The 13,295-nt window shown below is 59.9% G+C and carries 13 protein-coding genes; 8 read left to right on the forward strand and 5 right to left on the reverse strand.

Annotated features, from left to right (window positions below):
* Positions 1-153: 153 nt before the first annotated feature.
* The 4 genes from ACVVH8_RS27715 (at position 154) to ACVVH8_RS27730 (ending at position 4,763) form a co-directional block, all read left to right on the forward strand.
* Positions 154-1,149 (forward strand): ArsR/SmtB family transcription factor, encoded by a 996-nt coding sequence (locus ACVVH8_RS27715; protein WP_103304268.1) that lies wholly within the window; start codon positions 154-156, stop codon positions 1,147-1,149.
* 18 nt (positions 1,150-1,167) lie between these two features.
* Positions 1,168-2,358 (forward strand): methionine adenosyltransferase, encoded by a 1,191-nt coding sequence (metK, locus tag ACVVH8_RS27720; protein WP_034153622.1) that lies wholly within the window; start codon positions 1,168-1,170, stop codon positions 2,356-2,358.
* Between the two features lie 235 nt (positions 2,359-2,593).
* Positions 2,594-4,270, forward strand: a complete 1,677-nt coding sequence (gene ligB / locus ACVVH8_RS27725) for an NAD-dependent DNA ligase LigB (RefSeq protein ID WP_475227368.1) — start codon at positions 2,594-2,596, stop codon at positions 4,268-4,270.
* A gap of 97 nt (positions 4,271-4,367) precedes the next feature.
* Positions 4,368-4,763: a DUF1090 domain-containing protein gene (locus ACVVH8_RS27730; RefSeq protein WP_103304270.1), complete on the forward strand. Its 396-nt coding sequence runs from the start codon at positions 4,368-4,370 to the stop codon at positions 4,761-4,763.
* 167 nt (positions 4,764-4,930) lie between these two features.
* On the opposite strand, the gene ACVVH8_RS27735 is transcribed toward ACVVH8_RS27730, so the two are convergent.
* Complete coding sequence (locus ACVVH8_RS27735) at positions 4,931-5,380, reverse strand: c-type cytochrome (RefSeq protein WP_103304271.1); 450 nt, start codon at positions 5,378-5,380, stop codon at positions 4,931-4,933.
* A gap of 128 nt (positions 5,381-5,508) precedes the next feature.
* Here ACVVH8_RS27735 and mltA point away from each other — a divergent pair, with 128 nt between their 5' ends.
* The gene (gene mltA / locus ACVVH8_RS27740; protein ID WP_401303829.1) at positions 5,509-6,687 is read left to right on the forward strand and encodes a murein transglycosylase A; all 1,179 of its coding nucleotides are present in this window, start codon (positions 5,509-5,511) and stop codon (positions 6,685-6,687) included.
* Between the two features lie 146 nt (positions 6,688-6,833).
* On the opposite strand, the gene ACVVH8_RS27745 is transcribed toward mltA, so the two are convergent.
* Together ACVVH8_RS27745 and ACVVH8_RS27750 are read right to left on the reverse strand one after the other, a co-directional pair.
* A complete protein-coding gene (locus ACVVH8_RS27745) occupies positions 6,834-7,217 on the reverse strand; it encodes an MAPEG family protein (RefSeq protein ID WP_103304273.1) in 384 nt (127 codons plus the stop codon).
* Between the two features lie 39 nt (positions 7,218-7,256).
* Complete coding sequence (locus ACVVH8_RS27750) at positions 7,257-8,090, reverse strand: EamA family transporter (RefSeq protein WP_103304274.1); 834 nt, start codon at positions 8,088-8,090, stop codon at positions 7,257-7,259.
* A gap of 157 nt (positions 8,091-8,247) precedes the next feature.
* Between ACVVH8_RS27750 and ACVVH8_RS27755 the strand changes: the two genes are divergently transcribed.
* Positions 8,248-9,510 (forward strand): cation:proton antiporter, encoded by a 1,263-nt coding sequence (locus ACVVH8_RS27755; RefSeq protein ID WP_213026822.1) that lies wholly within the window; start codon positions 8,248-8,250, stop codon positions 9,508-9,510.
* A 30-nt stretch (positions 9,511-9,540) separates the two neighbouring features.
* On the opposite strand, the gene ACVVH8_RS27760 is transcribed toward ACVVH8_RS27755, so the two are convergent.
* A complete protein-coding gene (locus ACVVH8_RS27760) occupies positions 9,541-10,404 on the reverse strand; it encodes a LysR family transcriptional regulator (protein WP_475227371.1) in 864 nt (287 codons plus the stop codon).
* A gap of 91 nt (positions 10,405-10,495) precedes the next feature.
* On the opposite strand from ACVVH8_RS27760, the gene ACVVH8_RS27765 reads away from it, so the two are divergent.
* The gene (locus ACVVH8_RS27765; RefSeq protein WP_475227374.1) at positions 10,496-10,909 is read left to right on the forward strand and encodes a VOC family protein; all 414 of its coding nucleotides are present in this window, start codon (positions 10,496-10,498) and stop codon (positions 10,907-10,909) included.
* Between the two features lie 38 nt (positions 10,910-10,947).
* Entirely contained in the window at positions 10,948-12,237 is a 1,290-nt protein-coding gene (locus tag ACVVH8_RS27770; RefSeq protein ID WP_475227377.1) for a cation:dicarboxylate symporter family transporter, read from the forward strand.
* 2 nt (positions 12,238-12,239) lie between these two features.
* Here the strand turns inward: ACVVH8_RS27770 and ACVVH8_RS27775 are convergent, their stop codons facing one another.
* Positions 12,240-13,136: a formate/nitrite transporter family protein gene (locus ACVVH8_RS27775; protein ID WP_213026825.1), complete on the reverse strand. Its 897-nt coding sequence runs from the start codon at positions 13,134-13,136 to the stop codon at positions 12,240-12,242.
* Positions 13,137-13,295: the final 159 nt, after the last annotated feature.

A 13,295-nucleotide genomic window follows, 5' to 3' on the forward strand; every position in this document is an offset into this window, starting at 1 on the left:
CCCATGGTTAACGGCGGTTTCCGTTGGTGAAACCTTTCCGCTGTTCGTTTGTAGAGTTAACCGTTTCGTGAGAAGTGCCATTTATCGAGCAATATCAAAACTTTTTGATATTGGCCTTGCGGTGATTTACCCCCGTCTCTAGACTGCTGCCCCATGAACTTACGCGTGCCTTCCATTCGCCATGACGATTGCGACGAGCTGGCGGCCCTGTGCAAGGCCGGCGGTGATCCGCTGCGGCTGAATGTACTGCGCGCGCTGGCCAACGATTCGTTTGGTGTATTGGAACTGGCGCAGATTTTCGGCATTGGCCAGTCCGGCATGAGTCATCACCTTAAAGTCCTGGCGCAAGCCGATCTGGTGGCGACCCGCCGCGAAGGCAACGCGATTTTCTATCGCCGCGCCCTGCCCCACACCGAACTGCTGGGTGGCAAGCTGCACGCTGCACTGTTAGAAGAAGTCGACAATCTGGCGCTCCCGGACGACGTCCAGGCGCGAATCGCTCAGGTTCACGCCCAGCGAGCCGCCGCCAGCCAAGACTTTTTCGCCCGGGTCGCGGAGAAATTTCGCGCCCAGCAAGACCTGATTGCCGGCCTGCCGCAGTATCGTGAAAGTGTGCTGGCCCTGCTCGACAAACTGAATTTCAATGGCGCTGCCACGGCCATTGAAGTCGGCCCCGGCGATGGTGCTTTTCTGCCGGAACTGGCACGCCGCTTCGGCACCGTAACCGCGCTGGACAACAGCCCGGCGATGCTCGAACTGGCACGTCAGGTATGTGAACGCGAACAACTGGCTAACGTCAGCCTGCAATTGGCCGATGCATTGAACGGCACCAGCCTGCAAGCCGATTGCGTTGTACTGAATATGGTGCTGCACCATTTCGCCGCACCGGCCGAAGCGCTCAAGCACATGGCCGGCCTGCTGCAACCGGGCGGTAGTCTGCTCGTGACAGAGTTATGTAGCCACAACCAGAGTTGGGCCAGGGAGGCCTGCGGTGATCTGTGGTTGGGGTTTGAACAGGACGATTTGGCCCGTTGGGCCACCGCTGCGGGACTCGTTCCCGGGGAAAGCCTCTATGTAGGCTTACGTAATGGTTTCCAGATCCAGGTCCGCCATTTTCAGCGACCGGCTGGCGACACTCACCATCGGTAAATTCAGGAAAACATCGAGATGAGCGAATACTCCCTCTTCACCTCCGAGTCCGTGTCTGAAGGACATCCGGACAAAATCGCCGACCAGATTTCCGATGCGGTGCTGGACGCCATTATTGCCCAGGACAAGCACGCACGCGTTGCCGTGGAAACCCTGGTCAAGACCGGCGTGGCCATCGTTGCCGGTGAAGTGACCACCAGCGCCTGGGTCGACCTGGAGCAGATCGTTCGTGACGTGATCTGCGACATCGGCTACACCAGCTCCGAAGTCGGCTTCGACGGCGCGACTTGCGGCGTGATGAACATCATCGGCAAGCAGTCCCCCGACATCAACCAGGGTGTTGACCGCGCCAAGCCTGAAGATCAGGGCGCCGGCGACCAGGGCCTGATGTTCGGCTACGCCAGCAACGAAACCGACGTGCTGATGCCAGCCCCGATCACCTTCTCGCACCAGCTGGTGCAGCGTCAGGCCGAAGCCCGTAAATCGGGTCTGCTGCCATGGCTGCGTCCAGACGCCAAGTCGCAAGTGACTTGCCGTTACGAAGGCGGCAAGGTGGTTGGTATCGACGCTGTAGTTCTGTCGACCCAGCACAACCCTGAAGTGTCGTACAAAGACCTGCGCGAAGGCGTGATGGAGCTGATCGTCAAGCACGTGCTGCCTGCCGAACTGCTGAGCAAAGACACCCAGTTCCACATCAACCCGACCGGCCAGTTCATCATTGGCGGCCCGGTAGGTGACTGCGGTCTGACCGGTCGCAAGATCATCGTCGACAGCTACGGCGGCATGGCCCGTCACGGCGGTGGCGCGTTCTCCGGTAAAGATCCATCGAAGGTTGACCGTTCGGCAGCCTACGCTGGCCGTTACGTGGCCAAGAACATCGTCGCTGCCGGCCTGGCCGAGCGCTGCGAAATTCAGGTTTCCTACGCGATTGGTGTGGCCCAGCCTACTTCGATCTCGCTGAACACCTTCGGCACCGGCAAGATCAGCGATGACAAGATCATCAAACTGGTTCGCGAAGTGTTCGACCTGCGTCCATACGCAATCACCACCATGCTGGATCTGCTGCACCCGATGTACCAGGAAACTGCAGCGTACGGTCACTTCGGTCGCGCTCCAGAGACCAAGACTGTTGGCGAAGACACCTTCACCACCTTCACCTGGGAAAAAACCGACCGCGCCGACGCTCTGCGTTCTGCTGCTGGTCTGTAAGACTTCCCCGGCGGTACAAAAAGCCCCGCACGGTTCGCGCCGTGCGGGGCTTTTTCATGCCTGAAATACTTTCTGAACTCAACCCAAAACCCTGTGGGAGCCAGGCTTGCCCGCGAAGAGGCCAGCCGGATCGACATCACACCTTGACCGGACACACCCCGCAAAACACCCCGCCTACCGAGTTCCATTTCGTCTTCTAACCTTCAAGCATTCCCCCTGAGCAAGGACGCTCACGATGCTTGCCACGCTTCGCCTGCTGTTTGTTTTCCTCGTCGCCTGTACGGCTCTCAATGCCCACGCCGATTGCCCGAAATGGCCAGCTACTCAGGCAAAAACCGAAATCACCGCCCTGCAAAACCAGATCGACCAATGGGACGATGCCTATCACCGCCAGGGCCACTCGCTGGTTGCCGACGAAATCTATGACCAGTCGCGCCTGCGTCTGGGCCAGTTACAGCAGTGTTTCAAACTGGCAGCGGTGACCGAGCCCTTGCGCATGGCCTCAGGCTCAGTCGTGCACCCCATCGCCCATACCGGCCTGGACAAGCTTCATAAAGCCGAAGCCGTGCAAGCCTGGCTGCGTGATCGCAAGGATGTCTGGGTACAACCCAAAGTCGACGGTGTTGCAGTGACACTGGTTTATCGCGAGGGCTTTTTGCAGCAAGCAATCAGTCGCGGCGACGGGGTCAACGGACACGACTGGACGGCATCGGCGCGCAAGATCAAAGCGATTCCGCAACAACTGACGCAACCTGTGGATTTGCTGGTGCAAGGTGAACTGTATTGGCGCCTGAACGAGCATGTGCAGGCCCGTTCCGGCAGCGTCAACGCCCGTGCCACGGTGGCCGGGTTGATGGGACGCAAATCCCTGAATGACGAACACGCCGCCGACATCGGACTGTTTGTCTGGGACTGGCCGCAAGGGCCTGCGCAATTGCCTGAAAGATTATCGACATTGGCGACACTGGGTTTTCCCGCCAACGAACTTTACAGCCACGCTGTCAGCGAGTTCGCCGATGCACAAAAATGGCGTGACCACTGGTATCGCTCACCTTTGCCGTTCGCCAGCGATGGTGTGGTTTTGCGCCAGAGCCAGCGCCCACCCGCCGAACGCTGGCCGGCTCGTGCACCCTATTGGGCCATCGCCTGGAAGTACCCGTTCGCCCAAGCGCTGGCCGAGGTGCGCAAAGTCAATTTCAAAGTGGGGCGCACCGGGCGCATCACCCCGGTTCTGGAACTGACACCGGTCATGCTGGATGACCGACAGATCAAACGGGTCAGCACCGGTTCGCTGAAGCGTTGGGAAGAGCTGGATATCCGGCCCGGTGACCAGGTGTCAATCAGCCTGGCAGGGCTGACGATTCCGCGCCTCGACAGCGTTGTGTTGCGCACCACTGAACGGGCGGACATCAATATCCCCAGCGCCAGCGACTTCCATGCCTTGAGCTGCTGGCAACCCACACCCGGCTGCGAAAGCCAGTTTCTCGCCCGCCTGACCTGGCTCAGTGGCAAACACGGACTGGCGATGCAACATGTCGGTCGTGGCACCTGGGAGAAACTTCTCGAAACAGGCCGCCTGAACAACCTGCTGGATTGGTTGACCCTCGATGCGCCAGAGCTTGCTAACATTGCCGGTTTCGGCGACCGCAGCAGTGAGCGCCTGATCTACAGTTTTCACAGCGCCCGCCAACGACCATTCGCACAGTGGCTCAAGGCACTGGGCTTGCCGCCAACAGGTGAAGCAAGGCTGGCTGAGTCGTGGCAGGCACTGGCACAACGTGACACCGAACAATGGCAGGCAGAAGCCGGCATCGGCCCCGGTCGCGCGGCGCAATTGAGCGCATTTTTCCGCGACCCGCAGGTGCTGGCCTTGAGTCAAACCTTACGCGCCGCCGGTATCGACGGCTTCTGAACATGCAATCCCGGTGCGCCGGGAACCCAACGGCCGCCGAAGCGCTCCAACAGCGCAGTGCCCGACCGACCTGATTGCCTTTGCACATGGAGCTTTTATGAAATTTCTCACACCGCTCGCCCTGCTCACTCTTTGTGGCGTAATGGCCGCGCCCGTGATGGCTGCCGAAGATGCTCCGGGCCTCACCGGTTGCGCTGCCAAGAAGCAAGGCATCATGAACCAGATCGAGCAGGCCAAATCCCGTGGCAATGCCGATCAGCAGGCGGGCCTGGAAACTGCGCTGCGCGAAGTGACCGAACATTGCACTGATGCAGGCTTGAAGAAAGAACGCGAAAACAAGGTGCTTGAAGCCAAGCACGAAGTGAGCAAACGCCAGGCTGACCTCGACAAAGCCATGAAGAAAGGCGATCCCGAGAAGATCAACAAACGCAAAGACAAGCTCGCCGAATCGCGCAAGGAACTGCAGGAAGCGCTGGACGAAATCGACAAGTAATTGATGCCCGTGTGGCGAGGGGATTTATCCCCGATGGGCTGCGAAGCGGCCCCAAGTCCATTCAACTCAGCTGTAACAGGCATACCTGGTTGAATGGATTTGCGACGGCTACGCCGCCGATCGGGGATAAATCCCCTCGCCACAGGGTTACTCAGCAGTCTTGAAGATCAATGATCCCGAAATTGCTTATGGCAAGCGCTGCAGGCATCTTCAACTTTCTGCACCGCAGGCCCGAGGTTGCTGGCCTTGTACGGCTGGACCTTGCTGGCGATCACCAATTCACCGGTGGCAGCTTCAAGGGTGCGAGCCATTTCCTGAAACTGCGCCTGTTTCTGCCAGACATCGTCCTTGGCGCTGGTGTGATCTTCTTCGCGCACCTGCGGGAAATGCTTCCACGGCTCATGAGACAACGCATCAAGCTTTACCGCACCTTCAGCAAACTTCGGCCCGTCGAACGGAATACGTCCACGCAACATGCCACCCAGATCTTCACCGGTCTTGAGCATCTGTTTGAAGATCGCCTTGCGTTGCCCCAGCGGAGAGTTCGGATCGACACCGCCACAGGCGGACAAGGTCAGACAGGCCAGCAATACAACAGCAATTCTTTTAAGAGTCATGGTGGCTTCAGGTCACGGAAATCGGCGGCCAGTATCCCCGCGTCACCGCCAAACACCAATAGCCCTATTAAAAATACGGGTTGTTCGAGCGCATGGAGCACTCGGGCAACCGGCACAGGAATCACTCCATGAACAGCCGTTTCAAGGCCTGGCGTCATCCACTGATCGCGACTCTACCCCTGCTGGCGATTCTCGCCGGCTGCACCGGGGGCGACAGCGACAAGCCGAAAACCCATGCGCTGGCCACTTATTCCAGCGCAACCTGGGAAGCACTGCCTGCCGTATCCGACAGTGATCTGGTCGCTGGCTTCGGCTCGTGGCGCAGTGCATGCACTCGACTCAAAGCCGACCCGGTCTGGGGCACGACCTGTGCGGCAGCCGCCAACGTGCCACAAAGTGCCGGCGAGATTCGTGCGTTCCTCAAGCAGAACCTCGACGTGTTTGGCCTGCGCGCTGAAAACGACAACCCCAACGGCTTGATCACCGGCTACTACGAACCCGTCTACCCCGGCAGCCTGACGCCCACCGACGTGGCCAACGTGCCGGTGTATGGCGTCCCCGAAGACATGATCATCGTCTCGCTGGACAGCATTTATCCCGAATTGAAGGGCAAGCGCTTGCGCGGTCGCCTCGAAGGTCGCGTGCTCAAACCCTACGACGATGCAGCGACCATCGAGTCCAAAGGCGTGAAAGCGCCGGTAGTTGCCTACCTGACCGATCCGATGAACCTGCAATTTCTGCAGATCCAGGGTTCCGGGCGCATTCAGACGCAGGACGGCAAGCAGCTGCGCATTGCCTACGCCGACCAGAACGGCCACCCATATCGGCCGATCGGCCGCTGGCTGGTCGAGCAAGGCGAGCTGAAGAAAGAAGACGTCACCATGAGTGCGATCAGCAACTGGGCCAAAGCCAATCCGGCGCGCATCCCTGAACTCCTCGGCAGCAACCCGAGCTACGTGTTCTTCACCCGCAACCCGGACAGCAACGAAGGCCCGCGCGGCTCGCTGAACGTGCCGCTGACTGCCGGTTACAGCGCGGCGGTGGACCGTAAAGTAATTCCGCTGGGCAGTTTGTTGTGGCTGTCGACTACGCGCCCCGACGGGACGGCACTGGTGCGCCCGGTGGCGGCGCAAGACACCGGCGGCGCAATTGCCGGCGAGGTTCGTGCGGATCTGTTCTGGGGCACCGGCGACGCAGCCGGGCAATTGGCCGGGGACATGAAACAGCAGGGGCAGATCTGGATGCTCTGGCCAAAAGGTGCGGCGCTGCCGCAAGTGCCGCAGGTGGCCGATACGGAGAAGAAATAACTCTTCAGATCATCGGTGGCTGTTAGAAAGCCATCGCGGGCAAGCCCGCTCCCACAAGGTTCCTTGGTGTACACAGAATTTCTGTTCACCACTGATACCTGGGGGAGCGGGCTTGCCCGCGATGAGGCCATCAGCAACACCGGTAATCAAACAGACACAAAGAAGAACGAAGCAATCAACCCCATCCCCACAAACCACACCAGCGACCGCAAGATCGCCCAGTCAGCCAGATAGCAAATGATGTACAGCAGGCGACTGGTGATAAACAGCACCGCCAGCACATTGACCGTCACCAGCTCAGCAGTCCCCACCAGATGCGCGACGATGACCGCAGCGGCAAACGCCGGCATCACTTCAAAGCTGTTCAGTTGCGCCGCATGCGCCCGACGAGCCACACCGTTAAGGCTTTCCAGAAAATCGCGCGGATCGTGATTGTCACTCAGCCGGTAGCCACCCACGGCTTTCGCCACGCCGGTGCAGATATACGGCAGAAAAATCGCGATCAACACACACCACAGAGCCACCGTCATAACGCCGTCCTTTTTTCGAGTCATAGAATTCGCGAGCGGTCAGAACTTCATCACCAGCATGCCGATCAGCACCAGCCCACAGGCTAAGAGCCGTGGCCGGCCGAAAGGTTCTTTGAGATAGCGCATACCAAACAGCACCACCAGAATCACGCTGATCTCGCGCAATGCCGCCGCTTCTGCAATCGAGCCCAACTGCATCGCCCACAGCACCAGAGCGTAGCTGAACAACACGCAGAATCCGACGGTCAGCCCCAGCTTCCATTGTTCACGCCAGAACTGCATGAAAGCCGGGCGTTTGGCCACCCACGCCAGCAATGGGAACGGCCAGGCACTGAGCAGCGTGACCCAGACCAGATAATCCAGCGGGTGCGACCAGCGCCGCAACGCCTGACCGTCGATGTAGGTGTAGCAACCGATGCACAGTCCGATCAACGCAACCACCGGCAACATTGACCACGGCAGATGCTTGCCGCCACCGCCCTGCCAGAGCAGGCAGGCCATGCCAAAGGGAATCAGCATGATCCCGAAGATCTGCTGGGTGGTCAGCACTTCGCCAGCAAAAATCAGGGTCAACGCCAGCACCACCAGCGGTGACAAACCGCGCATCAGCGGATAGACCAGACCGAGGTCGCCGACCCGATAGGCCTGGATCAGCAGATAGCGATACAGCAGTTCGAACGCCGCCGAAGCCAGTATCCACGGCCAGATGTCCTGCGGCGGCAGGCTGATGAAGGGCAACGCCAGCGTCACGAACAACAGCGCCACCGTGTCCATGCACGCCACCACCAGCAGCCGTTCGGCGCTGAATTTGATCAGGGTATTCCACGCCGCATGCAACAGCGCCGCCACCAACACCAGAGCTGTCGCCAGCATGTTCTACTCCTTGTTTTTTGCGGTTGACCCTACACCAATGTCTGCGGCTGACCAACCGAGGGGACATCATTGTGTCTCCGCCCCGAATCAGCCCATCCAACCCCTGCATCGAAGAATCGGTGCGCTGTCTTTCCACCCCTCATCCAAAGGACCCCGGATGCTTGAACTTGTCGCCGCTTTTATCTGTTTGACCACCCTCCTGACCTTCGTCAATTTCCGCTTTATCGGCCTGCCGCCGACCATCGGCGTGATGGTCACCGCACTGATGTTCTCTCTGTTGCTGCAAGGCCTGAGCCTGCTCGGCTACCCAGGCCTCGAAGAACGTGTGCAGCAACTGATCGGCCAGATCGACTTCGGCGATCTGCTGATGAACTGGATGCTGTCGTTCCTGCTGTTCGCCGGCGCCCTGCACGTCAACCTGAACGACTTGCGCAGCTACCGCTGGCCCATCGGCCTGCTGGCAACGTTCGGTGTATTGATCGCGACCGCCGTGATCGGCAGTCTCGCCTATTACATTTTTGCCTTGTTTGGCTGGCATGTGAGTTTCCTCTACTGCCTGCTGTTCGGTGCGCTGATTTCGCCGACCGACCCGATCGCCGTGCTCGGCGTACTGCGGACCGCCAACGCCTCGAAACCGCTGAAAACCACCATCGTCGGCGAATCGCTGTTCAACGACGGCACTGCGGTTGTGGTGTTCACCGTGTTGCTGGGCATCGCCCAGCTCGGCGAAACCCCGACCATCAGCGCCACCGCCATGCTGTTCGCACATGAGGCGATTGGCGGCGTGCTGTTCGGTGGGCTGATCGGTTATCTGGTGTACCTGATGATCAAGAGCATCGAGCAGCACCAGATCGAAGTGATGCTGACCCTCGCTCTGGTGATCGGCGGTTCGGCGATGGCGTCCGAACTGCACGTCTCGGCGCCGATTGCGATGGTGGTCGCCGGTCTGATCATCGGCAACCTCGGTCGCAACCTGGCGATGAACGACATGACCCGCAAATACCTCGACGGCTTCTGGGAGCTGCTCGATGACATGCTCAACGCACTGCTGTTCGCGCTGATCGGCATGGAGCTGTTGCTGCTGCCGTTCAACTGGGCGCACGTGGCGGCGGCCAGTTTGCTGGCGCTGGCGATTCTGCTGTCGCGCCTGCTCACCGTGGCCCCGGCCATCGTCCTGCTGCGTCGTTGGCGCACGGTGCCGCGCGGCACCATCCGCATCCTGACCTGGGGCGGTTTGCGCGGCGGTGTCTCGGTGGCGTTGGCGCTGGCGCTGCCACTGGGTCCGGAGCGTGATCTACTGCTGAGCATCACCTATATCGTGGTGCTGTCGTCGATCCTGTTGCAGGGTCTGACCATTGGCAAACTGGTCAAGCACGCGACTCGCAACGAGCCGGCAAGCGTGACTGAAGCCGCGCACTGATACATCCCCTCGACCCGTCGTGGAACACCTTCACGACGAACTGCCGAGCAACTCGAGCAGATGCCGCATCGCCAACGGGCGGTGCGGCGTCGAGCCACGCATCACCACCAGTTCCCGCGAATAACGCTGCCCGTCGCCCACCGGCAATACACACATCCCCTCCAGCGCCATCCCGGCCCATTGCGGCACCAGCGACACTCCCATCCCCTGCGCGACCAGCATGACGATGGTCTCCAGTGCATCCAGTTCACACAGCACGTTCGGCTCAATGGCTTGTTCATCCAGGTAGCGCTGGGCAATCTGTCCACCCCACGAGCGTGCGTCATAACGTATGAACGGATGCTCGCGCAACAGCGTTGCCAGCGACTGCCCGGCGTGCATGGCCGGGGCTACCAGAATCAGTGGCTCGACCTTGAGCACGGCCAGCGCCAATGCCTTCGGCGGCTGGAACGGCGGCCTGACCAGGATCGCCGCGTCAAGCTCACCCGAGAGCACTTTTTCGTAAAGGCTTTTCGAGTCGCCCGGTGTGATCTTCAGCTTCAAATCCGGCGCCGACAGCGACAGTCGCTCGATCAAGGCGGGCAACACACCCGTCAGCGCGGTGGAAATGGCCCCGATCTTCACTTCTCCGGACAGACCGTCATGGTGCCAGTCGCTCTGTAAAGCCTGCGCCTGTTCGATGATTGCCCTGATCTTCGGCAGCATCAGCAGGCACTGGTCGGAGGGTCGCGCCGCATGGGCGGTGCGCAGCAATAACGTGCAGCCCAACTCGCGCTCGAGCGCTTGCACACGCTGACTGATAGCGGCGGCCGTGCGATTCTCGCGGCGTGCTGCTGCTGCAATCGAGCCGGTCTCGACCACGGCCACCAGGCTTTTCAGAAACCGTACATCCATAAGTTTTCCTTTCGCTCAGAACAAGGCGAAGCCGTTTTGCCCCGCCGTACAGCCTGTTTACCCTGAGCGCTCCTTCACTAGGGGACATCATATGAACAGACCTTTTCACGCTGCATACCATGTTTGCGATCTGCAACAGGCGCGGACTTTTTATCGAGATGTGTTGGTCTGCACTGAGGGCCGCAGTACCGAGACCTGGGTCGACTTCGATTTCTTCGGCAACCAGATCTCCCTGCACTTGGGCACACCCTTCGCCACCACCCGTACCGGGCATGTCGGTGAACATAAAGTATTAATGCCGCACATTGGCGTGGTGCTGCCGCTGGATGAATGGCTGGCACTGGCCGAGCGCTTGAACCGCCTCGGCACCGCTTTCGAGATTCCACCCGTGATCCGCTTTGCCGGCGAACCCGGCGAGCAGCGCACGATGTTCTTTCTCGACCCCAGTGGCAACCCGATTGAGGTCAAGGGCTTCAAGGACTTCGCCGGTCTCTTCGCACACTGAGCTTCCCCCCAACAAACACAACAACAAAGGGGTACACCATGACTACCAGACAACCCACCAGCCTTGTCACTCGCATCATGCTCGGGCTGGCCGCCGGAATAATCGTCGGCATCCTTCTCAATCAGTTTCCCGAACACAAGATCTGGTTCATCGACAACCTGTTGCAGCCGGCGGGGGATCTGTTTATCAGGTTGATGAAAATGATTGTCGTACCGTTGGTCTTTGCGTGCATGGTGGTCGGCATCGCCGGGGCAGGCAGCACCAAGGCGCTCGGACGCGTCGGGATCAAGACGCTGGTGTATTTCTTCACGATCACCAGCATCGCCATCGTCTTCGGGCTGATCGTCGGTAATGTATTCCAGCCCGGCGCGGGTGCGGACTTCAGCAGCACGCTGCAAGCACCGGTCACCGGCCTTGCCGCTGCGGGGGACACACAGAATCTGGGCCGAACGCTGGTCAACATCGTTCCGGATAACATCGTGCTGGCCATGTCCCAAGGCAAACTGCTGTCAGTACTGTTTTTCGCCATCCTGTTCGGCTGCGCCTTATCGATGCTGCCCGAAAAGCAAAAGGCGCCACTGATCGCGGTGATGCAGGCGGTTTCGGATACCATGTTCAAGGTCACGCATCTGGTCATGCACTATTCGCCGATCGGCATCTTCGGCCTGATCGGCGTCACCGTCGCCAGCTTCGGTCTCAGTGCCTTGCTGCCGCTGGCCAAACTGATCGGTATCACTTACGTGGCAGTGCTGCTGTTCGCGCTTGGCGTGCTGGGGGTGGTAGCGCGCATGGCCGGGATCCGCTTTTTCCACCTGATTCGGGAAATTCGCAGTGAACTTCTGCTGGCTTACAGCAGCGCCGCTTCGGCCACGGTGATGCCACAATTGATCGAGAAGATGGAGCGTTATGGTGCGCCGCGTCCTATCACCAGCATGGTCATTCCATTGGGCTACTCGTTCAACCTGGATGGCGCATCACTGTTCGCCGGACTGGGCACGCTGTTCATCGCCCAGGCTTACGGCATCGACCTGGGTCTGGCCGATCAGGCGATGCTGGTGCTGATCATGGTGCTGACGTCCAAAGGCGCCGCGGGTGTGCCGGGCTTCATGTTCATCATTCTGACCGCGACCCTGACCGCCGCCGGCTTGCCGGTGGAGGGCGTGGCGATTATCGCTGGCGTCTATCGACTGATGGACATGCCTGTCACCGCACTCAATGTGTTGGGCAATGCATTGGCGCCGCTGGTCATCGCTCGCTGGGAAGGACAGCTCAAGATGCCTGAAGGTAAACCGACCGCCGAGCCGGTCAGCCCCTCATTCAAAGCTTGAAACTATTGAGTCTTGCTGTCGCGGTCATCTGCGCGGGGTGCGCCAGGGTCTGACTTGTCAGCCTTGGGCACGCCGCTTTCGCTGCGAATCTGCGCATGGCTGATCAGGGCGAAGATGAAACTGCCGCCGATGATATTCCCCGCCAGCGTCGGCCCGGCGAACACCATCCAGAAATCACTCCACGGCAGTTCGCCGGCAAACACCAGATACGACACTTCCGCCGAACCGACCACGATGTGGGTGAAGTCGCCCAACGCCATCAGGTAAGTGATGAGGATGATGATCCACATCTTGGCGCTTTCCATGGACGGGATCATCCAGACCATGGTGGCGATCATCCAGCCGGAGACGATGCCCTTGGCGAACATCTGGCTGGCGTGGTTTTCCATGACCTTGCGGCCGATTTCAAGGAAGGCCTGGTCGGTCCTGGTGTCGAAGATCGGCAGTTCAAGCATCACGTACGCCACCAGAATGGTGCCGCACAGGTTGCCGAACAGCACCACGCCCCACAATCGAATCAACCGGCCGAAATTGCGCAGGGTCGGTTTGGTCATCACCGGCAGTACGGCGGTAAGAGTGTTCTCGGTGAACAGTTGCTGGCGCGCGAGGATCACCGCGAGGAAACCCGCGCAGTAACCAAAACTGGCGATCACCTTGAACTCGTCACCTTCGGGCAGGCGCGAGTTGAGCAGGCCCATGCCCATCAGCGACAGGCCCATGGTCAGCCCTGCGGCCAGCGCTGACCACCACAGTGCGGCAATACTTCGCTCCAGTTCCTGGTCGCCTTGGGTGCGGATGATCTCGTGCAGAACCGCCGCGCGGGGCGGCTGGCTTTTCTCGACTTCATGTTTTTCATCGGTCGAGAGGTTGGGGGTCTTGCCGTCTGTCGGGGTGCTCATGGCGGGGGAACCAGTGGGGGCTTTCAGCTACGACCCGCGCCATTCACAGCTGTTCAGTGGTCAGACAAATATGTGCTGACTTCAAAACCGCCATCGCGGGCAAGCCCGCTCCCACAGGGGATTGCGCTGAACCTGTGGGAGCGTGGCTTGCCCGCGATC

It is taken from the genome of Pseudomonas trutticola BRTCR10, assembly GCF_056155105.1.